Raw genomic sequence first — 22,306 nt, 5'->3', positions numbered from 1 at the left:
TCTACCTTTCGATGTCCACAGTGAACGTTTCGAAGATCGCCTGGCCGCTGCCCCGCCCGGTGGCGAACAGGCCGAGCACCGCCCCGACCCACTGGCCCTGCGTGGCCTGGAAGGGCGCGCCGATCTCGCGCAGCCCCTCCCCGGTGTCGGCCAGGAACGTGACGAGCGCGCCGTCACCGATCCGTGCCCCGACGGTGACGGGCCCTTGGACGGGCACCGGTTCGGCGGACCCGCACACCAGCACCGTCCGGTCAGCCGTGCGCTCCAGCGCGACACAGGCGTAGCTGTCGCCGAGCACGGCCAGCCCCGCGCGGCCCTTGCCGTCGAGCGCGAGCCGCGTGGTGACCGTGCAGGGCTCGCCGGGCAGTCGCTGCCCGAGCACGGACGGGCGCTCCCTGAGGTCCTCGGGCCCCGGCACGCAGGCCAGGCGCAGCGTGCCGTCCCGCAGCTCCCACCACGACGGGTCCGGGTCGGCCTGCCAGCTCCACTGCAGCCCGAGCGCGGGCCCCGCGAAGTCGTCGGAGGTCGCGGGTGTGCTCAGCGTGCCGCCGGAAACGGGCATGGGGCCTTCGAGCACCGGCTCGCCCCGGTCGCCCAGCACCGGCCAGCCGTCCTGCCACACCATGGGCTGCAGGTGGACGACCCTGCCGTAGGGGCCGCGGTCCTGGAAGTGCAGGAACCAGTGCCCGCCGGACGGGGTGTCCACCCAGCCGCCCTGATGCGGGCCGTTGACCTCGGTGCCGCCCTGCTCCAGCACGATCCGGTCCTCGTACGGGCCGAAGATCGAGTCGGCCCGGAACGCCGACTGCCAGCCCTGCTCCACGCCACCGGCCGGCGCGAAGATCCAGTACGTGCCGTCGCGCTTGTACAGCTTGGGCCCCTCCAGCGTCCGGTAGCCCGGCAGCAGGTCGGCGTCGACGATCAGGGTGCCCTCGTCGAGAACCCCGCTCCCGTCCGGCGCCATGCGGTGCAGGGTGAGCCGGTTGTTCACTCCGGCGCGGCTCTTCGCCCAGCCGTGCACCAGGTACGCCTGACCGTCCTCGTCCCACAGCGGGCACGGGTCGATGAGCCCGGCACCCGGTTTGACGACGTGCGGCGCGGTCCACGGGCCCTGGGGATCCTCGGCGTTCACCCGGCAGATCCCCACGTCCGGGTCGCCGTAGAAGATCCAGAACCGTCCGTCGTGGTAGCGCAGCGCGGGCGCCCACACCCCGCAGCCCGGCCGTACGTCGTCGTAGCCGCCGGTTACGGCGTGGCCGATGATCGTCCAGTTGACGAGGTCGCGGGAGTGCAGGATCGGCAGCCCCGGCACCTTGTTGAAGGTGGAGACGGTCAGGTAGAAGTCCGCTCCCACGCGGATCACGTCGGGGTCGGACCAGTCGGCGTTCAGTACGGGATTGCGGTAGGCCGTCATCCCTTCACCGCCCCGGCCGACATCCCCTGGACGAGGTAGCGCTGGATGAAGGCGAAGACGATCACGACGGGAAGCGCGGCGACGACACCGCCGGCGGCGAGGGCGCCGAAGTCGACGCTGTTCTCGCCGAGGTTGTAGGCCAGGCCCACGGGCACGGTGAACTTCTCCTGGTCGTTGATGAACATGAGGGCGAAAAGGAAGTTGTTCCAGCTGTGGATGAAGGCGAACGAGCCGACCGCCACCAGCGCCGGGCGCAGCAGCGGGAGCACGATGGCCAGGAAGCCGCGCAGCCGGCCGCAGCCGTCGACCCAGGCCGCCTGCTCCAGCTCGTACGGGATGTTCCTGATGAAGCCGCTGATGAGGATCAGTGAGAGCGGGAGCTGGAAGACCGTCTCCGCGATGACCAGGCTCCACAGCGAGTTCGTCAGCGACAGCGTCCTGAAGATCTCGAACAGTGGGATGATCATCAGGGCGCCGGGGATGAACTGCGTGCAGAGCATTCCGATCATGAACGCGCCCTTGCCGCGAAAGTTGTAGCGGGCCAGCGCGTAGCCGCCGGCCAGGGCCACGACCGTGGTGGTGACGAGCGAGGCGAGGCCAACGAGGAGACTGTTCTGGAAGAAGACGGCGAACCCCATCCCATTCCAGACCGTGTCGAAGTGCTCGAACGTGATCGGCCACGGGAGGATCGACGTCGATCCCCTCGGCCGGAAGGCGAAGACCAGCATCCAGTAGAACGGCACCAGCGTGAACAGCAGGTACAGGGCGAGCGGCAGGTAGATCTGCCACCGGGACACCCGGTCGGTGCTCTTGACGGGCGTGGTCTGCGGCTTCGTCACCGGCGGACGTTCGATCACCGTGGTCATGACTTCGCCCCGAATTTGCTCAAGCGCAGGTAGGCAACGGAAAAGAAGGTCAGGATCAGGAACGCCACGGTGGTCAGTGCGGTGGCGTAGCCGAAGTTGTGCGACTGCGCGGCCAGCGAGGCCACATACAGCGGGAGCGTGGTGGTCTGGTGCGCGGGCCCGCCACCGGTGAGGGTGTAGAGCAGGTCGACGTTGTTGAACTCCCACACTGAGCGCAGCAGCGTGGACAGGATGATCGCGTCCCTCAGGTGGGGCAGCGTGATGTGGAAGAACCTGCGCATCCGGCTCGCGCCATCCACCGAGGCCGCCTCGTAGAGGTCCTTCGAGACCGACTGCAGGTCGGCCAGGAGCAGGATGGCGAAGAACGGCACCCCGCGCCAGAGTTCGGCCACCACGGCCGTCCAGAACACGGTGCCGGGGTTGGCCAGCGGCGCCGCGCCGTACTCGATCAGGCCCAGGTCGGCCAGGTAGCGCGACACCCCGGTGAACGGGTTGTAGAGCAGGACCCAGATCGCGGTGGTCAGCACGCCGGAGACCGCCCACGGGGAGAACACCAGCGCCCGCGACATCGCGCGGCCGACGAAGCTCTCGTTGACGATCAGCGCGAGCGCGAGCCCGAGCAGGAACTGCAGCACCACCTCGACGGCCACCCACCGGACGCTGAAGCCGAGGCTCTGCCAGAAGATCGGGTCCTCGAAGAGGAGCGTGCGGAAGTTGTCGAGCCCGGCGAAGCCGTTGTCCCAGGGCTTGGTCACGTTGTACCGCTGGAGGCTGTAATAGATCACGCTGGCCATCGGGTACACGAGGAACCCGAGCATCGCGACCACCGACGGAGCAATCAGCACATACGGTGTCCACCGTCTTGTTCGACGGGGTCGGGAGCGGGGTGGATGCGCTGAGATGACGGCCAACGTGTATGACTCCTTCGAAGGGTTTGAGGCGCTTTTCGGCAATTGGTTGCGGGAAACGTTGCGGTAACGCGGACGCAACGTCAATGGCAGGCGAACGCCTCGGAAGCCACTAGCAGGTAAAACGCCGTAATCTGGAAATTTTCGCGATGGCAGCCTGGCCTCTCACCGGCGTGACGGAGGACAGTGGGACGATGACCATCGAGGATCTGCCCACGTCACTGCCCAAACTGGCGGTGATCGCCCGCGAGGTGGGGGTCTCGGTGGCGACCGTGTCCAAGACGCTCAACGGCAGACCCGGCGTCTCCGCGCACACCCGGCGGCTGATCGTCGAAGTGCTGGAGCGGCACGGCTATCCCCGGCACCGCCTCAAGCCGGCCAAGGGCAGCGTGGTCGACGTCGTGTTACAGGGGCTGAGCTCGGCGTATGCGCTGGCGATCCTCGAAGGCATGGAGGACGCGGCCTGGCGGCTGGGCGTGGACCTGGTCGTCTCGACCGTGGTCGGCCGCACCAAGAACGGCCAGCCACCGCCCGCCTGGCTGGACCGGATCAGCGCCCGCGACAGCGCGGGAGTGCTGCTCGTGCGCACCTTGCCGACCGCCGTACAGCGGGCCTGGCTGGCCGACCACGGCATCCCCGCGGTGATCGTCGAGCCGCCGCGCAAGCCGCCGCCCGGGCTGTCCGTGGTCGTCTCCGCCAACCTGGCCGGCGCATGGGCCGCCACCGAACACCTCATCGGCCTGCGGCATGAGCGCATCGCCATCGTGACCGGCCGCCCCGGCGTGCCCTGCGCCGCGGAGCGGCTGGCCGGCTACCGCCAGGCCATGGCCGCGGCCGGGCTGCCGATCGACCCCCGATGGGAGCTGTGCGGTTACTTCCAGATGGACAGCGCCCTCCAGGTCACCAGAGCGATGCTCGTCGATCTGCCCGAGCCGCCGACCGCCGTGTTCGCCTGCTCCGACGCCATGGCGCTCGGCGTTTATCAGGCGCTGGCCGAGCACGGTCTGCATGTGCCGGATGACGTGAGCGTGGTCGGTTTCGACGACTCGCTGGCGGCGGGATACGCCACGCCTGGACTGACGACCGTACGCCAGCCCTGGCCCGAACTGGGCCGAGCCGCGCTTGCCGCGCTGCTCTCAGACGAGCCTCCGGCGAGGGCGGAGGTGCAGACCGCTCTCGTCGTACGGTCCAGCACCGCTCCCGCCTGAAAGTTTCAGCCGCGACCTCTGGTTTTTGGCTCGACTTAGTTTGTTGAGTTGACAAACCTATTGGGCGTGCTTCTTCCTCGATGGTCAGAAGGAAGGGAGCACGCGAAATGTTCGTGCGTAAACTCGCAGGCATCGGCCTGCTCGTGGCGACGGTGATCGCCTGGGGAGCACCGGCGCCAGCCGCGCAGGCGGCCGACGTGCCCGTGGCCGGTGGCGTCTACCAGCTCAAGGTGACCAAGAGCGGCATGTGCCTGGATGTGGTGGGCGGTTCGAAGGACAACGGCGCGCTGTTGCAGCAGTGGGGCTGCACGGCCGATGCCTGGCAGCAGTTCACCGTCGTCTCCGCCGGGTCGGGGGCCTACACGATCCGCAACGTGAACAGCGGCCGGTGCCTCGATGTGCCGGATGGGGCGGCCACCAGTGGACTGCGGCTGCAGCAGTGGGGGTGCGGTGACGGCACCAAGTCCAACCAGCAGTGGCGGTTCGTCGCCTCGGGCAGCGGAACGTACCAGGTCGTCAGCGCCGCCACCGGGCTGTGCATGAGTGATCAGGGCGCCTCCACCACCTCCGGCGCCGCGATCATCCAGGAGACCTGTACGGCCAACACCAACAAGCAGTGGGCCTTCAACCCCGTGTCGAGCGGTAAGGCCACGGTGGCGGCGGACGGCTCCGGCACGTACCGGACCGTGCAGGCCGCCATCGACGCCGTGCCGGCCGGAAACGCGAGCCGGGTGACGATCACCATCGCGCCCGGAACGTATCGGGAGATCGTGCGGATTCCCAGCAACAAGCCCTATGTCACCCTCCAGGGGCTCGGTTCTTCGGCGAATCAGACTGTTATCGTTAACAACCACTATGCGGGCGAATACGGGACGTCCGGCAGTGCGACCGCGTTCGTCGACGGCCATGACTTCGTCGCCACCAACCTGACGATCTCCAACGACTTCAACGAGGATCCGGCCGTCAGCGGCCACCAGGCGGTGGCGCTCAACCTGACCGCGGACCGGGCCCGGCTGACCAACGTGCGCCTGCTCGGTGACCAGGACACGTTCCTGGTCAACAACTCGACCCGGGCCTACCTGTCGAACTCGTACGTGGAGGGCACCGTCGACTTCATCTTCGGCGGCGGCACCATCGTCTTCGACAACTGCGACATCTACGAAAAGCGCAGCACCGGCGGTCCGATCACCGCCGCGAGCACGGACGCCGCGAAAACCTACGGCTTCCTGTTCTACAAGTCCAGGATTTCCGGAGCGTCCGCGACAGGCAGCACCAGCCTGGGTCGCCCCTGGTACCCCAACGCCCAGGTGCTCTACCGGGAGTCCACGCTGGGCTCCCTGATCAACACCGCCCAGCCGTGGACTGACATGTCCGCCAACTCCTGGAAGAACGCCCGCTTCTTCGAGTACAAGAACACCGGGGCAGGAGCCGGGACGAACTCCAACCGGCCGCAGCTCGCCGACGCGCAAGCTCCGAACTACACCCCGCAGAAGTATCTGGCCGGGTCCGACGGCTGGAACCCCGTTGGCTGACCCGCTTCATCCCCGTGCTCTCCGCTTCGGAAGGACAACCATGCGTGTCTTGAACGTCCGCGCTCGTGCCGCCCGGGTGGCCGTCTTCGCCGTCCTCGCCGTGCTGACCTCGTTCGGGGTCGCGATCTCTCCCGCGCAGGCGGCCACGCCCGTGGCCGGTGGCGTCTACCAGCTCAAGGTGACCAAGAGCGGCATGTGCCTGGATGTGGTGGGCGGCTCGAAGGACAACGGCGCGGTGTTGCAGCAGTGGGGCTGCACGGCCGATGCCTGGCAGCAGTTCACCGTCGTCTCCGCCGGGTCGGGCGTCTACAACCTGGTCAACGTCAACAGCGGACGCTGCGTCGACGTCCCCAGCGGCTCCACGACCTCCGGCGTGCGGCTGCAGCAGTGGGGATGCGGCGACGGCACCAAGCCCAACCAGCAGTGGCGCCTGACCGCATCCGGCAGCGGCACCTACCAGATCGTCAATGTGGCCAGCGGCCTGTGCATGAGCGATCAGGGCGCCTCCACCACCTCCGGCGCCGCGATCATCCAGGAGACCTGCACGGCCAACACCAACAAGCAATGGCTGTTCGCCCCGGGTTCCGGCAGCGGCAGAACCTGGTCGAACACCGCCGACGGTTTCGCCGCCACCAGCGGCGACGGTCTGACGACCACCACCGGCGGCGCGGTCGGCGCCACTGTCACCGTCACCACCTATGCCGATCTGGTCAAGTACGCCACCGCCGGCGCCCCCTACGTCATCAAGGTCGGCGGTGCGATCACCGTCACGCCGTACGGTACCGAGATCAAGGTCGCCTCCAACAAGACCATCCTCGGCGTCGGCACCAAGGGCCACATCGTCAACGGCGGCTTCTTCCTCGGCGCCGGCGTGAGCAACGTCATCATCCGCAACCTGACCATCCGCGACACCCGCATGGCCGACGACGATCCCGACGACAAGACCTATGACTACGACGGCATCCAGATGGACACCGCCCACCACGTCTGGATCGACCACAACACCATCACCCGGATGAACGACGGCCTGATCGACAGCCGCAAGGACACCAGCTACCTCACCGTGTCCTGGAACGTCCTGTCGGAGAACAACAAGTCCTTCGGTATCGGCTGGACCGACAACGTCACAGCCCGCATGACGATCCACCACAACTGGATCCACGACACCAACCAGCGCAACCCCAGCACCGACAACGTCGCCTACGCGCACCTCTACAACAACTACCTGCAGAACATCGCCTCGTACGGCAACTACTCGCGCGGCGCCACCAAGATGGCGATCGAGAACAGCTACTACGACACCGTCAAAGACCCCTTCTATCCCGACTCCACCGCGCAGCTCCGGCAGAGCGGCAGCATTGTGGTCAACTGCACCGGCAACCAGAGCACCAACGGCTCGGCCTTCAACCCGAGTTCGTTCTACTCCTACACCCTCGACCCGGCCGCCGACGTGCCGTCCCTCCTCAGGAGGTACTCGGGGCCCCAGGCCAACATCGGCACCTGACGTCGCCGACAGACCTTTCGGTCACCGTGCCGGACCGGGTCATGAGCTCAGGGTTCTGATCACATAGCACCGTCGAGGTCGCCGGGCCGGCTCCGGCCCGGCGACCTCGACGATTGGCGGCCGGGTATCGACCGTCGGAACGTCTGTGACACGTGTCACGGGACCACGGGCGGCCGGCGGATTCCAACGGCGTGTGAGGGGAGGACCTGAGCCTGCCCGAGCCGGGACACCGCCGGGAGGAACGGCGAGATCCGAGGTGGCGTGGACCTCAGGTGGGCATGTCGGCGTCGACGCGGTAGAGCGCGCTGAAGAGCGGCTGGGTCAGGGCGGCCATCTCGGCCGGGGAGCGCGGGCATCCGCGCTGGAGCCAGTCGGCGGCCACGCCGATGAGCGCTCCGGCGGTGAACGCGGCCGGAACGTTGTGCGGGATGTCCGGCGACGGTTCGATGCGGTCCGAGAGGTCGCCGCCGTCGGTGATCTGGCGTATGCGGTTATAGACGGCCGCGGAGCTACGGCGGCGGATGTGGTCGGCGACGCGTGCGCTGCCCTGCGGCCCCAGCAGGGCGCGGTAGAGCCCGGCGTGCTCGGCGAGGCTGGCGAAGAACGCCTCCAGCGACTGGGTCGCGTTCTGCGCGGGGTCCGCCGCGTCGGGGCCGGGGGAGGGCACAGTCTCGATCAAGTCGTCGATCATCGCGGTGCAGGCGGCCTCGGCCAGCTCGTGAACGTCCCGGTAGTGGTCATAGAAGGTCGAGCGGCTCACTCCGGCGCGGTCGGCGACGTCGGCGACGCTGATCCGGGACAGGTCCTGCTCCTCGACGAGCTGGATCAGCACGCGGGCCAGGGCGGCGTGAGTGCGTCGCACGCGCCGATCACCGGAGGAAGCGGTGCTGTCTCTCATCGTGGCCACATCCCTCAGTTTACCATTTACCGACATATGTAGGTTTCCCTACACGTGTAGGGTAGCCTGAAGGCACGGGACGACCGAAAGGATCACGTGATATGCCGATACGTGTACGCCGGGCCGCTGCCCTCCACCCGAGCGATGCCTCGTGACCTCGCTCGGGAGCATCCTGATCGTCGGTGCGTCGGCTGCCGGTCTGAGTACGGCGGAGGCGCTGCGGCGGCACGGTTACCAGGGCGGCCTGACGCTGCTGGACGCCGGACCCCATCTTCCCTATGACCGGCCACCGCTGTCGAAGCAGGTCCTGGCCGGTGCCTGGGAGCCGTCCCGCACCCAGCTCCGCAACGAGGCGCAGCTGGATGGGCTGCACGCGGAGTTCGTGCTGGGCGAGCCCGCCGTCGCGCTGGACGCTGCGGCGCGTGCCGTCACCACCGCCTCGGGCCGTGTGCTGCGTGGTGATGCCCTGGTCGTCGCCACCGGCCTGGCCCCCCGCCGGCTTCCCGGCCAGGACGGGCTGGCCGGCGTGCACGTGTTGCGCACCCTGGACGACGCGCTCACCTTGCGTACTCATCTGACCGCCGCCGAGCGGCTCGTGGTCGTGGGCGAGGGAGTGCTGGGCGCCGAGATCGCCGCCACCGCCCGCACCATGGGCCTGGACGTCACCCTCGCCGGAATGGGGCGCACCCTCCTGGGCGACCAAGTCGGTGACGTGATCGGCGAGATGCTCGCCCAGACGCACGCCGAGCGCGGAGTCCGGCTGCGGCTCGGCGTCACCGTCGAGGGGCTGACGGGTGCCGACGGACGGGTCACGGGGGTGCGGCTGGCCAGCGGCGAGTTGCTGTCCGCAGACGCGGTCGTGGTGGCCATCGGTTCCCGCCCGGCGACCGGCTGGCTGCAGGACAGCGGGCTGACCGTGGGTGACGGGGTGGAGTGCGACTCGCGCTGCCGCGCCGCCGAGGGCGTCTACGCCGTCGGGGACGTGGCCTCCTGGGATCACGAGGGGCTCGGCCGGCGGCTGCGTCTGGAGAACCGCACCAACGCCACCGAACAGGCACAGGTGGTGGCGGCGAACATCCTGGGCGCCGATCGCCCGTACACGCCGATCCCCTACTTCTGGACCGACCAGTACGACGTCAAGATTCAGGCCCACGGCCTGCCGTCGCCGGCGGCCGAGGTGACCATCGCCGAAGGCGACCCGGCACAACACCGCTTCGCCGCCCTCTACCGCGAAAACGGCCAGGTCACCGGTGTGATCGGCTGGAACATGGCCAAGCAGGCCCGCCTCCTGCGGCAACAGGCCCTCGGCAGCCGGCAGCCCACCCACCCCCTCACCCCCGCGTGACAGCGGCGAGCGGCGCCGGCACGCGACACGAGCCGGACAGCCGCCTGCTCGCAGGCGAGCGACCATCCACCTAAAAGGAGATGCCGAATGAGTGTCAACGAGCAGGTCCTGAACTACCCGATCCCCAACGACGCGGCGCTGGAGCCGGCCGCCGAGTGGGCCGAGCTGCGCAGCACGTGCCCGGTGGCGCACGTGAAACTGCCCAGCGGTGACCAGGCGACGCTGCTGACCCGCTACGAGGACGTCAAGCAGGTGCTCGCCGACCCGCGCTTCACCCGCCAGCTCACCGCACCCGACGCGGCCCGGCTGTCGGCGGACGGGGGAGGGGTGTTCAGCAGCGACATGGCACAGATCATCCCGGACGGAGGCGAGGAGCACCAGCACTGGCGGCGTCTGGTCGGCAAGTGGTTCACCGCCAAGCGGATGGCCGCACTGCGGCCCGCGATGGCGGAGATCGCCGAGCGGCTCATCGACGACATGGTCAAGCGCGGCGCACCCGGTGACCTGAAGGCGGGCCTGGGCTTCCCGCTGCCGGTGTACGTCATCTGCGACATGCTCGGCGTGCCGGCCGCCGACCGGGACCGGTTCTCCTACTGGTCCGACACCCTGCTCAACCTCACCCGCTACAGCAAGGCCGAGAGCGACGCCGCCCAGGCCGAGTTCTTCGAGTACATGTCCGGTCACGTCGCCGCCAAGCGCGCCGAGCGGGGCGAGGACCTGCTGAGTGAGCTGATCGCGGTCGGCGGTCCCGAGGACGGCGGGCTGTCCGACATCCAGATCATGGTCACCGGCATCGCGCTGCTGGTGGCCGGGCACGAGACCACCGCCAACATGATCGGCAAGATGGTCTCCATGCTGCTGGCCGACCGCAGCCGGTGGGAGCGGCTGCTGGCCGACCCGTCGCTGATCCGCACGACGGTGGAGGAGGCGCTGCGGCTCGACGCCAACTCCGGTTTCGGCCTGCCGCGCTACCTGCCAGAGGAGACCGAGGTCAGCGGCACGATTCTGCCCCGCGGCACCACGGTGGTGTGCAGCATGGCCGCGGCCAACCGTGACGAGAGCGCCTTCGAGGCCGCCGCGGAGATGGACCTGAGCCGCAGCCCGAACCCGCATCTGTCCTTCGGCGCCGGCGCCCACTCCTGCCTGGGCCAGGCGCTGGCCCGCACCGAGCTGCAGGTCGTGCTCGAGGTGCTGCTGCGCAAGCTGCCGTCTCTGGAGCTGGCCGTCCCGGTGGAGGAACTGGAACGGGTGGAGGGGCTGGCCGTCGGCGGTCTGCGCACGGTCCCGGTCCGCTGGTGACCCGCCGCCGCCGAATCCGACGAACAGAAGAGAGGAACCCGATATGAAAGTCATCGTGGACGAGGACAAATGCTGCGGTGCCGGTCAGTGCGTGCTGATCGCTCCGGAGGTGTTCGACCAGCGCGAGGATGACGGCATCGTCATCCTGCTTGAGCCCGAGCCCGGCGCGGACCAGCACACCCTGGTCCGCGAGGCCGCCGCCGTCTGCCCCGCCGCCGCCATCGAGGTGAGCGAGGAGGCGTGAGCGTGAGGCGCGCTCGGCCCCGGTGATGGCCGGCCCTGCGATGGCCGGCCACCTGGTCGAGCGACGGCCGCCACCAGCGCGGTGACAGTGAGCGTGAGAAGGACGGGTATGAGGAATCCGAGGAGTTCGGCCGGGTGGCCGCCTTCATGCTCTCGCCAGCGGCCTCGCACCTGACGGGAACGATGCTCGCCGTGGATGGGGGTGGATTGCGGGCCCTATAACCATGCCGGCCGATCGGCGCCGATCGCGTGGGCGAAGCCGATATGGTGATCACCATGGGGGCTCGCGAGGTGGAGTTCAGAATCCTGGGCCCGTTCGAGGTCGTGATGGACGGGCGGGCGGTGCGGCTGAGCGGGCAGCGCGCCCGGGCGGTCCTGGCCATGCTCGTGGTGCACCACGAGCAGATGATCACCATCGATCGCCTGGCTGAGGTCTGGGGCGCCGACCCGCCGTCCACCGTGCGCAACCAGGTGATGACCGCGATAACTACGGTACGCCGCGCGCTGCGGGAGGCCGGCGCCGAGCCGCAGCTCATCGAGACCGTGGGTTCCGGCTACCGGCTGCGGGGCGGCCTCATTGACGCCCAGCGAGCAGAACAAGACATCGAGCGAGCCCGGCGGGCGACGAGGGAAGGACGACCGGCTGAGGCGAGCGACCTTCTGAGCCGGGCACTGGCGTGGTGGCGAGGTCCGGTGCTCGCCGATCTGGAGCTGCCGGAGGTGGAAATCTCCGTGAGCCGGTGGGAGGAGCTGCGGCTGGTCGCCCTCGAAGAGCGGGCCGAACTGGAGTTGGCGCTGGGCCGGCACCGTAACCTGGTCGGCGAGTTGGCGGCGATACTCGCCGAGCAGCCACTACGGGAACACCTGCGCGGGCTGCTCATGCTGGCCCTCTACCGGTCGGGGCGGCGCTCAGACGCACTGGAGATATACCGCACCGGACGGATCCTGCTGGCCGAGGAACTCGGACTCGACCCGGGGCCGGAACTGCGCCAGATCGAGGCGGATATCCTCACCGAGGATCCCGGCCTGAACGTCCCGCCAGAGCAGCAGGCGCGGCAGGCTCCGGCTCCCGCCGAGCTGCCGCCCGACGTCATGGGCTTCGTAGGGCGTGAGCACGATCTGGCCGCGTTGCAGCGCTGCGCCGTTCCCGACAGCTCAACCATGGCCACCGTGACGGCCGTTACCGGGGCGGCCGGGGTGGGCAAGACGGCCCTCGCCGTACGTTTTGGCCACCAGATGGCCGACGAATTCCCAGACGGGCAGCTCTACATTGACCTGCGGGGGCACTCGCTGCATCCGCCGATGGCGCCGCTAGAGGCGCTCACCCGGATGTTGAGGTCGCTGGGCGTGCCAGCCGAGCAGATCCCCGGCGATGAGGAGACGGCCGCGGGCCTGTACCGGTCATACCTGTCGGGCAGGCGAATACTCGTACTGCTCGACAACGCCCACACAGCCGGTCAAATACGACCGCTGTTACCGGGTGCTCCGGGCTGCCTCACCCTGGTCACCAGCCGGGACACGCTCGCCGGGCTAGCAGCCTCCCATGGCGTCCGGCGGCTCTCCTTGAGCATGCTTGATCAAGCCGAAAGCCTGAAACTGCTGGGATCGGTGATCGGCACTGAGCGCCTGGCGGCCGAGCAGCGAGCGGCGGAGGAGATCGTCCGGCTCTGCGCCCGCCTGCCGCTTGCCCTGCGCGTGGCCGCCGCCACCCTGGCCACCCATCCGCACTGGTCCCTGGCCGACTACGGCACGGCTCTGGCTGCCAGGCGGCTGGACGTACTCCAGATCGACGGCGACTTGGCGGTGCGCGCCGCGTTCAACCTGTCCTATGCGCGGCTACCGCCCCCCGCCCAGCAGTTGTTCCGGCTGCTCGGCCTGGTCCCGGGTCCAGACGTCACGGCCCCGGCCGCCGCGGTCCTGGCCGACATCGACGTGACGCACGCTGAGCGGTTGCTGGACCGGCTCGCCGACGCTCACCTTCTCACAGAACACCAGCCGCGCCGCTACGCCTTTCACGACCTGCTGCGCCAGTACGCCGAAGAACTCGCCCGGCAGGAAGACGACCTGGCGAGCCGTCGTGAGGCCGCCGAACGCCTCGGCGTCTGGTATCTGGCCAAAGCCGCCTGGGCAGCCGAGATCGCCTATCCATCGATCACCCGGCTGCCGGCCATCGAAGCGGTTAGTCGGCGGCCCGCTGCACAGGCGCCGGACGAGCACGTCGATGGCTCGCCGGACTGGCGTAGCGTGGCTGTGCACTGGTTGCAGGACGAGCGTGCGAACCTGGTCGCGACTGCGGTCCATGCGGCTGAGCGCGGGCCGCGGCACCACGCGTGGCTGATCGCCGATGCCCTGCGCGGCCATCTGTTCCAGCACATCGACATCGCCGACTGCGTCGCTGTCGCCGAGGCGGCCCTGCGCGCCGCCACGGCTGAGGGCGAGTTGTCCGGCCTGGCGGCGGCACAGCTCTGCACCGGTGCCGCCGCTCAGTTACGCTCCGACTACGGTCAGGCACGCGCCGCCTACGCCGCTGCCGCGCGCTACAGTGAACGGGCTGGATGGCCTCAAGGCGCCTCCGCCGCCCATAACAACGCCGCCGCCGCCTGCCACGATCAGGGCGAGCTTCAGCCTGCCATCGACCATCTCAACGTCGCCCTGCAGATCAACCGCGACATCGGCAATGTCTACGGCGAGACGAGCGCCCTGAGTAATCTGGGTGTCATCTACCTCGAACTCGGTGCCCTCGGCGAGGCAGAGCGACACCTGCGCAGTGCCGTGGCACTGCACCGGACGCTACGCGACAGCCCTCTGAGCTTCTCGTTGAACGAGCTCGCGACCGTCCGGCGCCTCCTCGGGCACTTCGACGAGGCCCTGGCCCTGGCCGCCGAGGCGCTCGCACACGATCGCGCAAGCGGCCTGCCTGTGCCTGAGGCTAAAAGCCTCGCCACCTTGGCGGAGATCCACCGCGACGCGGGCCGTCTCGGCCCTGCCCTCGAGCACGCGATCACGGCGTACGACCTGGCCGAAAGCACCCATCATGTCTATGCCCTGTGCAACGCCGCAAACGTCCTCGGCACCGTCCGTACGCTGGGCGGACGCTACCGCGAGGCGGTTAACGTGCATCAACGGGCCCTCGAACTCGCGACGGAGGCGGGCATGCGCTACATGCGAGTCAGGGCCCTGCTCGGGCTCGCCCGCGCGCACCTCGGTACAGGCCGGCGCGACCTGGCGCTCTCTCTCGCCGATGAAGCGCTGGAGCTGGCCCGCCCGACGAGCTACCACCTCCAGGAGGGCATCGCACTGGCCATAGTGGCGGAGATCGGCCGGGTGTGGGAACAACGTTCCGCTCAGTCCTTATGAACGTCCTTAGCGGGTTGCTCTTGATGGCTGCATGGTCCTATCTTGGAATGGTCGTTCCAAGATAGGTGGTTGGCAAGATGGCGGACATCAAGCACTTCGACCCCGAGGCGGCGCTGGACCAGGTGGTGCGCCTGTTCTGGGAGCGTGGGGCCGATACCCCGGGCATCGCCGATGTCGTCGAGGTCACCGGGCTCAGCCGGTCCAGTCTGTACGGGACCTTCGGCGGCAAGGGCACGTTGCAGGTGGCCGTACTGCGCCGTTATCTGGACCGGCAGTCGCGGCCGGTATTCGACGCGCTGGCCGCCGACACCCGAGGTGTGCCCGCCGTCGCCGCCTTCTTCGAGCGGCTGGTGGCCGCACGCTGCACGGGCGAGCACGCCCGTTGGGGTTGTCTGGTCACCAACACCCACGCCACGAGCGGCCGGGAGTCACCCCAGATCCGGCAGGTGCTGGACGATCATCATGAGGCGCTGCAGGCGGCACTGCACGCCGCGTTGGAATCAGCGCGTGAGCACGGTCAGCTGCGCCCGGGTCAGGACGTGGCGGCGGGTGCCGAGACGCTCGCGCTGCTCGCCTACGGAGTCAACCTGCGCTCGCGGGCCGGAGCCGAAGCAGCCGGACTGCTGGCCGGTGTGCGCGCCGTCCTGGACGGTTTCACCGAGATCACCACCACCGAGGAGAGACGATGACTCATTTCCATGTCTACGACGAGGGCGACGCTCCCGAAGCGGCGCGTCCGATACTGGAGGCGGCCAAGAAGCGCATGGGATTCGTGACCACGCTCAACGGGGTGATGGCCGAATCGCCCGAACTGCTGGCCGGCTACAACGCTCTGGCCGAGCAGTTCGGCAAGTCCTCCCTGCCCGGTCCGGCCAAGCACGTCGTGTGGATCACAATCAGCGTCGAGAACGGCTGCGAGTACTGCGTAGCCGCCCACTCCACCCTGGCCCTGCGCGCCCGCGTCCCGGCCGAGGTGGTCGAGGATCTGCGCGCCGGCAAGCCGCTGCAGGACGCGGCGCTGGAGGCGGCCCGCCACCTCACCCAGACGATGGTCGCCCAGCGCGGCTGGCTCGACGACGCTGACGTCGAGGCGTTCCTCGCCGCCGGCTACACCCGCCGCCATGTGCTCGACATCGTGCTCGGCGTCGGCATGAAGACTCTGTCGAACTACACCAACCACATCGCCCACACGCCGCTGGATCCGGCCTGGCAGGACCAGGAGTGGACTCGCGAGCAGACGGCTCTCTGACGAACTCGCCTCTGGAGCCCACGGGGACCCGGCCGGGTCCCCGTGGGCCACGTCGAACAGCTCAGCCCGATTGGGCGGCGACGCCGAGGCTCAGCCGGGCGCTCAGGTCCGGATTCCTCAGCTGTCAGTCGTGACCGCAGCGTACTGGTACTTCGTGTAGCCGTTCTCGTCCCCGGAGTGCGACCGGCCGGTCATGACATGGTAGGGACTCACCGAGGCGGAGTGGTTGCTCTCCTTCATGTTCGAGCTCCAGATCCGGGCGAGGACGCGCAGCTGCCTCCCCTGCCAGAACAGCGCACCGTACTGGTAGTTCGTGTAGCCGTTCTCGTCCCCCTTGTGCTGCCTGCCGATGATGATCTCGTTCTCACCGGTTTCGAAGAGCGAACTGCTCTCCTTTCCAGCGGAAACCCAGCTTCGGGGCTCCACGGTGGCCTGCTCGCCGTTGATGAGGATCCGGCTGCAGTAATACGTCGTGTAGCCGTTCTCGTCCCCGGAATGCTTGCGGCCGGTCATCACCTGGTCGGCAGGACAGGCGAACCAGGCGCCACTCGACTCTTTCACGGTCGACGTGGTCTGGAGTTGGACTTCGACCGTACTTGCCGTGGCAGCGGACGCAGGAGTTCCGGGTACCAGGGTCAGGACGGCTGAAGCGGCGGCTGCCATCGCAGCGGGCAGAGCCCTCTTGTACATGTTCACGTCTTTCGGGTTCCTTTCTGGCATCGTTCGGTGTCGTGAAGAGCGGGTGCGCCGGTGGTCCACGCCTTTCCGGAAAACACCGGGTGCGGCTTGTGCGGCTGGTGGCGCGCTGATCTCATCCCTCGTATCGGCTGCGTGCGTTGAAAGGCCGCTGCAGCAGATGAGGGTTGCCATGGAGGCCGGCACCGCGCCTCCGAGGCTTCCCCTTTTCGGGTTTCGATCTGCGACCAAGACTGGCGGCCGCCTCTTGTGAATGATGAGGAGCCGACTTGCAGCCATGAGGCCGACGACTTGGAAGCCATTGGCAAGCGTCTGGACCGAGTAAGCGAGAAAGGAGTACGCCGTAGGCCGGAGCCCTGATCGGGTGCCGCTGGGAAACGTGCCGGGACGCTGTTTCGTCCATATCAGAGGTGAGAGCCGCCGTCGTTTCACCGTCGTGGCGGTGGGGCGGAAGGAGGAGGCAGCCTGAACCGGGGGCGCCGCAAAGGGTGCGCAAGGGGGCGAGGCCGGGCTTGGGAGCCTCGGCGGTGGGCGGGAAGTGCCCAGGCCCCACCATGGGGCCCGACAGCCGGGCCGCCGGGTGGGCGCCGAGAACCACGACCCGCTCAGGACCGCTCTGGCTGTCTCAGTGCTCCCGGTGGTAGTCGGCGAGGGCGGCGAATGCGGCTTTGGGTTCCCATCGCATGTCGGGGTAGGTGGCTCCGTGGCGGTCCTCGTAGACCTTGACGATCCCGTAGCTGGCCAGGTCCAGGTCTTCGCGGGGGTCGCCGTCGGGGCGGTGCAGGTGGTCGTACAGCGCGAAGGTGAACACGAAGGTGCTGTCGACGCCGCCGGCGTCGAAGGCCTCCAGCAGCTCGCGCAGATACGCGGCCTGACCGGCCTCGTCGCGGGCGTACTCACCGTTCAACCGAACAGGGGCACGGGTGTCCTTGTCGTACTCGACGATCTCCAGGCCCTGAGCGCCCCTGTCGCCGGCACCGTGGTAGCCGGCCGCGCCGAACTCGGTGATCGCGACCGGCTTTCCCTGCGCGACGAGGTCGTGGACGCCTTCGGCGAAGCGGTCGGCGATCTCAGCCGACCGGTAGAGATCCATGGACATGATGTCGAAGGGCGTCCAGTCGACGCGCTCGAGCGGTACGGAGGCGTAGGTCACCTTGCCGCCGAAGTGCTCTCGGACGAGAGCCACGGCCCTGCCGAGGAAGTCGTTGACGCGTGTGCCGACCTCACCGATATGTTCGCGCAGATGATGGGGCTGCCTCAGCAACTCGACCCGCTCGTCGGTGCTGTCTCCGGGCAGGAATCCCTTGTTCATCAAGCTGAGCTCGGCGCCGGTGACGAACACGACCTCGGCTCCCTGCTGCCTGAGCCGCTCCGCGCGCACGGCGCAGTCGGCGAACAACGACAGCATCTCGTCGGTGGTCAGTTCAAGAGGATAGGGAGAGAACCAGACCTCGAGGCCGAGGTCGGCGGCGTGCGCCGCCGCGAGCTCCATCCGTTCCGGATCGCCACCCATGACGCGGACCGCGGTGCAGTGCAGGTCATCACGGATGACGCGCAGCTCGCGCTCGACCACCTCCGAGTCGAAGAACTTGTGGCCGATCGCTCCGTTGTAGACGAAGCCGGTGTCGTAGCTGATGCCTTTGGCTCGCATGTCGCGCCTTTTTCCAGCGGAAATATTTACGGTACTCGCCGTACCCTAGTTGCCGGGGGCTAGGGATGACAACCAGAATTGGAGGGTACGGTCGGTATCGATTTCGGGAAGGGGCCATGGTAGGGGAGTCGAGGGGACAGTCAGGTGCCGGGCAGACGCGGCGACGCGGAGCCGCCCTGGAGGAGGCGATCCTGCGCGCTGCGGTGGACGAACTCACCGAATCCGGATACGCCGGGTTGACCATGGACAAGGTCGCCACCCGTGCCGGCACCAACAAGAACGCCATCTACCGCCGCTGGCCGAACCGCCTCACGCTCGGCATCGCCGCCTATCGGCAACTGGTCACGGCGGTCCGACCACCCGACACCGGCAGTCTGCGCGGCGATGTCCTTGAGGTGCTACGCCAGGCGAACCGCCACTGGAGCTCCCCCCTCGGCGCGATCCTGCGCGAACTGTTCGCTGCGGCCGGCGGCGCGTCGGAACTCCTGGCGCAGCTGCAAGAACGTTCCAGCGACGCCGTGGTCGCCCCCTGGCTGACCATCCTGGGGCGCGCGGTCGCACGCGGTGAAGCTGCCCCCGAAGCGCTCCATCCACGGGTCGCCACCGTGGCCATCGTCCTGCTGCGCAATGAATTCGTGGTGCGCGGGGTCCCTACCGCACCCGACGATGTCCTTGTCGAGATCGTCGACGAGGTGTACCTGCCTTTGGTACGGCGACGCGATCCGGCCAAAAGCTGATCTTCCGCCGGCGCCCGGAACCGTTCCCGGATCTCCGGCCGGTGGCCTACGGCCGCCGCGCCATCAGGAGCAGCCGGGGGCCGCCGAACCGGAACGGTGTGCCGTCGATGTCGCCGTACAGCTCGACGCCGGTGAACCCGGCCGCGGTGACCAGCCGGACGGCCTCCGCCGCGGTGTAGACGTACTGCACCGACGTCCCGCGATGCTCCTGCGTACCCCGGCGGAAGGTGAACGAGGTGAGCCGGCGGCTGTTCACCGCGTCGTACTCGTTGGCCGAGACGGCCTCGACTCCGCCGAGCGTCATCGGCGGCTCCGCCAGGACCAGACCCGGCGGCAGCGACCGCCGCTCATCGCTCAACGTTGCCATAGACAGTGTCTACGACATTTGGTAGACACTGTCTATGGAACCGGAGAGCTCCCTTAGGGAACGGCTGATCGACGTCGGCGTGGAACTTGTGATGACCGATGGAACCGCCTCGCTGGGGCTGCGTGAGATCGCCCGCCGGGCGGGGGTTTCACACGGGGCTCCGCGCCGGTACTTCCCCACTCATCACGCCCTGCTCTCCGCGATCGCCCGACGCGGTTTCGCGGACCTCGGAGCCCGGTTCGCGGCCGCGACCGGCGGCACGACGTCGCCGCGCGGTCAGTTGCAGGAGATCGGACGGGCGTACGTCGGTTACGCGCTGGAGCACCGCGGCATGTTCGAGCTGATGTTCCGGCACGACCTGCTCGACAGCGAGAAGCACGCATCGGACCAGCCGAGGCTCCGGGAGTCGACTCTCCCGTTGTTCCAGCTCATCGTCGGGCTCGTCGTCCGGTACCGAACGGAGCAGGACGCCGCGCACCGGCCCGGCGCGCCGAACGAGGCCGGGCCGCCGGCAGCCGTGACGGCCGCAGCCCTCTGGTCGAACCTGCACGGCGTCGCCCAACTCTGGTCCTGGGGCAGCCTGCAACTCGCCCTCGGCGCCCCGCCACCGGGCGGAGCACCCGGTGGCGACGATCTCGACCGGCTCGTCGCGGCGGCCCTGGACGCTCATCTCGGCGCGGCGAACTCATGACCGCAACCGTACGGCCGCGCCTCGCACTCCTGGTCAGCGTGGCCGGTGCGATGATCGTCGCACTGGACGGCACAGTACTGATCGTGGCGCAGCCCAGCCTGCAACGCGAGTTCGGCGCGAGCGTGGCGCAGGTCCAGTGGACAAGTACCAGTTACCTGCTCGCGGTGGCCGCGCTGCTCGTCATCGCCGGGCGCCTCGGCGACCGGTACGGGCACCCGCGGCTGCTGTTCGTCGGTGTGCTCGGCTTCGCGCTCTCCTCGGCCGGCATCGCGCTCGCGCCCGGCGTCGGGTGGGTGATCGGCCTGCGCGCCGTACAGGGCCTGTTCGGTGCGCTCCTCCAGCCGGCGACACTCGCGCTGCTGAGGCTGGCGTACCCGGCGGACCGGCTCGGTACGCCGGTGGCCATCCGTACCAGCGCGATCGGAGTGGCCGCGGCGGCCGGCCCGGTACTCGGGGGTGTCCTCGTCGCGCACCTGGGCTGGCGTGCCATGTTCGTGGTCAACATCCCGATCGCGGTCGCGATCGCCGCAGTCACCCTCGCCGTACGGGCGCCGGCGCCTCCGCGTACCGGATCCCAGCGGCTCGACCTCACCGGCGCGGCCCTGCTCGCGACCGCGCTCGCGCTCTTGGTGCACACTCTAGTCGGCGTATCGGTGAACGGGTGGATCGCCGCCCCGACACTGCTCGGGCTCGTCGCCGTCGTGGGCGTCGCGGCGGTCCTCGTCGGGCACGAACGCCGTACCGCGCACCCGATCGTGCCGCCGGTCGTGGCGCGGTCGGTACCGGTGGCGGCATCGATGGCGATCCTGCTGGTCACCACCGGCGGTATGTTCGGTGCGCTGTTCGTGGCCACGTTCTTCTTCCAGGACGTACTCGGACTCGACCCGCTCGCCAGCGGGCTGCGGGCACTCCCGCTGACCGCGCTCATGGTCCTCGGTGCGCCCGCCGCGAGCGCCGCGCTGCGCCGGTACGGCCCGCGCCGCACCGCGGTCGCCGGTACCGTTCTCGTCGTCCTTGGCATCGCGGGTCTGTCCCAGCTCGGTCCCACCAGCACGTGGATGGTCACCGGCGCGGCCTTCGCCGTACTCGGTGCGGGGTTCGCCACAGTGATGGTCACCGCCACCGGGACCGTCGTCGGTGAGGCGCCGCCCGGGTACGCCGGGGTCATCGGGGGGCTCAAGCAGACCGCCACGAACGTCGGCCCGACCTTCGGTATCGCCGTCGCCGCCGGCATGATGCCGCTGAGCTCGTCGGCCGCCGGTTCTCCGGCGATGGGCCCCACCCTGATGATCCTCGCCGGACTCGCCTCTCTCGCCCTGCTGCCGGCGTCACTGCTGCCCCCGCATCCAGCCCGCCGCGCGAAAGGCGGCACGGCCGACCCAGCCGATCACGACGTCCACGCCGTCGGCTGACCAGCACGCGACGCGGACCTCAGACTCCGACCAGCCGGGTCCGCCGGCTCCGTCGACCACCCGCATCATCGTGAAACGATCGGTAGGGTCGGTGGCATGCACGATGTACGGGTGCTGTTGATCGGCGGGACGTCGAACGCCGGGAAGTCGACCGTTGCCCAAGCGGTGGCGAAGAAGCTCGGGTTCGAGGTCCAGTCGACGGACAAGCTGGCACGGCACCCGGGGCGGCCCTGGAGAACGCCGGAGTGGGAGGTGCCGCCGCACGTCGCCGAGCACTACGGATCGCTCACGGTCGACGAGTTGATCACGTCAGTTCTCGGTCACTATGAACGGCTGTGGCCTCGCATCGAGGACCTGATCACGGCCTACGCGACCGGGGGCACCGTCGGGGCGGGACTGGTCCTGGAGGGGTCGGCGCTCTGGCCCGTCCGCGTCGCGAAGCTGAAGGTCCCGCACACGGCCGCCGTATGGCTCACCGCGGACGACATCGTCCTTCGCGCCCGGATGCATGCGGCCGGCCACTACGAAGCGGCGACGGAAGAGGAGCGGCACCTGATGGACAAGTTCCTCGCCCGTACCGAGCGATATCAGACGCTCATGCTGGATGCCGTCGACAGGTTGGGCCTGGATCGCCTCGAGGTGGGCGGCCGATCCGTCCCGGAGCTGGTCGATGCGGTGCTCGCGACCGTCGACGCGCAAAAGACGACAGGGCGGTCGTCCAGCGGGCGGTGATCAGGCACGCTTGCCGTCTTTGTCGCTGCGTGACAAACGGAGCACCCTCACTCGCGGCTAGTCTGAACGGGCCCCCGAGTCCACGAGCCGCCACGAGACCAAGGTCACACCGGTCCCATGGCACACCACCCCGGCGGGCGCGTTTGTGCGATCCCCACAACTCCGGCCGCGAAACACGTTTAGTCCCCGCCATTCCG

Annotated in this window: 20 protein-coding genes; 13 read left to right on the top strand and 7 right to left on the bottom strand. The window is 68.8% G+C overall.

Annotated features, from left to right (window positions below; genetic code table 11):
* Window position 1: 1 nt before the first annotated feature.
* From OHA77_RS00585 to OHA77_RS00575, 3 genes are read right to left on the bottom strand one after another with little or no spacing between them, the layout of a single operon-like run.
* Complete coding sequence (locus OHA77_RS00585) at window positions 2-1,414, bottom strand: glycoside hydrolase 43 family protein (protein WP_406315264.1); 1,413 nt, start codon at window positions 1,412-1,414, stop codon at window positions 2-4.
* Window positions 1,411-2,280: a carbohydrate ABC transporter permease gene (locus OHA77_RS00580; RefSeq protein ID WP_406315262.1), complete on the bottom strand. Its 870-nt coding sequence runs from the start codon at window positions 2,278-2,280 to the stop codon at window positions 1,411-1,413. The genes OHA77_RS00585 and OHA77_RS00580 overlap by 4 nt, the downstream gene beginning before the upstream one ends.
* Window positions 2,277-3,125 carry a carbohydrate ABC transporter permease gene (locus OHA77_RS00575; RefSeq protein ID WP_406315260.1) on the bottom strand — a complete coding sequence of 283 codons (849 nt, stop codon included), beginning with the start codon at window positions 3,123-3,125 and terminating at the stop codon, window positions 2,277-2,279. Before OHA77_RS00575 ends, OHA77_RS00580 begins: the two co-directional genes overlap by 4 nt.
* A gap of 257 nt (window positions 3,126-3,382) precedes the next feature.
* Between OHA77_RS00575 and OHA77_RS00570 the strand changes: the two genes are divergently transcribed.
* From OHA77_RS00570 to OHA77_RS00560, 3 genes are all read left to right on the top strand, one after another.
* A complete protein-coding gene (locus tag OHA77_RS00570; RefSeq protein WP_406315258.1) occupies window positions 3,383-4,396 on the top strand; it encodes a LacI family DNA-binding transcriptional regulator in 1,014 nt (337 codons plus the stop codon).
* 113 nt (window positions 4,397-4,509) lie between these two features.
* Complete coding sequence (locus OHA77_RS00565) at window positions 4,510-5,928, top strand: pectinesterase family protein (RefSeq protein ID WP_406315256.1); 1,419 nt, start codon at window positions 4,510-4,512, stop codon at window positions 5,926-5,928.
* A 40-nt stretch (window positions 5,929-5,968) separates the two neighbouring features.
* Complete coding sequence (locus tag OHA77_RS00560; RefSeq protein ID WP_406315254.1) at window positions 5,969-7,432, top strand: RICIN domain-containing protein; 1,464 nt, start codon at window positions 5,969-5,971, stop codon at window positions 7,430-7,432.
* 268 nt (window positions 7,433-7,700) lie between these two features.
* Here the strand turns inward: OHA77_RS00560 and OHA77_RS00555 are convergent, their stop codons facing one another.
* On the bottom strand, window positions 7,701-8,294 hold the full coding sequence (locus OHA77_RS00555) for a TetR/AcrR family transcriptional regulator (RefSeq protein WP_326822636.1): 594 nt from the start codon (window positions 8,292-8,294) through the stop codon (window positions 7,701-7,703).
* A gap of 187 nt (window positions 8,295-8,481) precedes the next feature.
* On the opposite strand from OHA77_RS00555, the gene OHA77_RS00550 reads away from it, so the two are divergent.
* The 6 genes from OHA77_RS00550 (at window position 8,482) to OHA77_RS00525 (ending at window position 15,823) form a co-directional block, all read left to right on the top strand.
* Window positions 8,482-9,675 carry an NAD(P)/FAD-dependent oxidoreductase gene (locus OHA77_RS00550; RefSeq protein WP_406315252.1) on the top strand — a complete coding sequence of 398 codons (1,194 nt, stop codon included), beginning with the start codon at window positions 8,482-8,484 and terminating at the stop codon, window positions 9,673-9,675.
* Between the two features lie 87 nt (window positions 9,676-9,762).
* Window positions 9,763-10,974: a cytochrome P450 gene (locus OHA77_RS00545; RefSeq protein ID WP_406315250.1), complete on the top strand. Its 1,212-nt coding sequence runs from the start codon at window positions 9,763-9,765 to the stop codon at window positions 10,972-10,974.
* A gap of 43 nt (window positions 10,975-11,017) precedes the next feature.
* On the top strand, window positions 11,018-11,218 hold the full coding sequence (locus OHA77_RS00540; RefSeq protein ID WP_406315248.1) for a ferredoxin: 201 nt from the start codon (window positions 11,018-11,020) through the stop codon (window positions 11,216-11,218).
* Between the two features lie 263 nt (window positions 11,219-11,481).
* On the top strand, window positions 11,482-14,574 hold the full coding sequence (locus OHA77_RS00535; protein WP_406315247.1) for a BTAD domain-containing putative transcriptional regulator: 3,093 nt from the start codon (window positions 11,482-11,484) through the stop codon (window positions 14,572-14,574).
* A gap of 77 nt (window positions 14,575-14,651) precedes the next feature.
* Complete coding sequence (locus OHA77_RS00530; RefSeq protein WP_406315245.1) at window positions 14,652-15,263, top strand: TetR/AcrR family transcriptional regulator; 612 nt, start codon at window positions 14,652-14,654, stop codon at window positions 15,261-15,263.
* Window positions 15,260-15,823: a carboxymuconolactone decarboxylase family protein gene (locus OHA77_RS00525; RefSeq protein ID WP_406315244.1), complete on the top strand. Its 564-nt coding sequence runs from the start codon at window positions 15,260-15,262 to the stop codon at window positions 15,821-15,823. The genes OHA77_RS00530 and OHA77_RS00525 overlap by 4 nt, the downstream gene beginning before the upstream one ends.
* Window positions 15,824-15,940: 117 nt before the next feature.
* Here OHA77_RS00525 and OHA77_RS00520 read toward each other — a convergent pair whose 3' ends face one another.
* Together OHA77_RS00520 and OHA77_RS00515 are read right to left on the bottom strand one after the other, a co-directional pair.
* Window positions 15,941-16,384 carry a hypothetical protein gene (locus tag OHA77_RS00520; protein ID WP_326822643.1) on the bottom strand — a complete coding sequence of 148 codons (444 nt, stop codon included), beginning with the start codon at window positions 16,382-16,384 and terminating at the stop codon, window positions 15,941-15,943.
* Between the two features lie 760 nt (window positions 16,385-17,144).
* Window positions 17,145-18,170: a hypothetical protein gene (locus OHA77_RS00515; RefSeq protein WP_406315242.1), complete on the bottom strand. Its 1,026-nt coding sequence runs from the start codon at window positions 18,168-18,170 to the stop codon at window positions 17,145-17,147.
* Window positions 18,171-18,373: 203 nt separating this feature from the next.
* Between OHA77_RS00515 and OHA77_RS00510 the strand changes: the two genes are divergently transcribed.
* Window positions 18,374-18,907, top strand: a complete 534-nt coding sequence (locus OHA77_RS00510) for a TetR/AcrR family transcriptional regulator (protein ID WP_406315240.1) — start codon at window positions 18,374-18,376, stop codon at window positions 18,905-18,907.
* 46 nt (window positions 18,908-18,953) lie between these two features.
* Here OHA77_RS00510 and OHA77_RS00505 read toward each other — a convergent pair whose 3' ends face one another.
* A complete protein-coding gene (locus OHA77_RS00505; protein ID WP_406315239.1) occupies window positions 18,954-19,274 on the bottom strand; it encodes a hypothetical protein in 321 nt (106 codons plus the stop codon).
* A gap of 91 nt (window positions 19,275-19,365) precedes the next feature.
* Here OHA77_RS00505 and OHA77_RS00500 point away from each other — a divergent pair, with 91 nt between their 5' ends.
* The 3 genes from OHA77_RS00500 to OHA77_RS00490 all read left to right on the top strand — a co-directional run bounded on the left by OHA77_RS00500 (window position 19,366) and on the right by OHA77_RS00490 (window position 22,109).
* The gene (locus OHA77_RS00500) at window positions 19,366-19,965 is read left to right on the top strand and encodes a TetR/AcrR family transcriptional regulator (protein WP_406315237.1); all 600 of its coding nucleotides are present in this window, start codon (window positions 19,366-19,368) and stop codon (window positions 19,963-19,965) included.
* A complete protein-coding gene (locus OHA77_RS00495; RefSeq protein ID WP_406315235.1) occupies window positions 19,962-21,377 on the top strand; it encodes an MFS transporter in 1,416 nt (471 codons plus the stop codon). The genes OHA77_RS00500 and OHA77_RS00495 overlap by 4 nt, the downstream gene beginning before the upstream one ends.
* Window positions 21,378-21,473: 96 nt before the next feature.
* Window positions 21,474-22,109 (top strand): hypothetical protein, encoded by a 636-nt coding sequence (locus OHA77_RS00490; protein WP_406315233.1) that lies wholly within the window; start codon window positions 21,474-21,476, stop codon window positions 22,107-22,109.
* Window positions 22,110-22,306: the final 197 nt, after the last annotated feature.

This window comes from Streptosporangium sp. NBC_01639 (genome assembly GCF_045209755.1).
Classification (GTDB): Bacteria; Actinomycetota; Actinomycetes; order Streptosporangiales; family Streptosporangiaceae; genus Streptosporangium.
The sequence above is the reverse complement of the archived record's forward strand: the minus strand, read 5'-3'. Positions and strand labels throughout refer to the sequence as shown.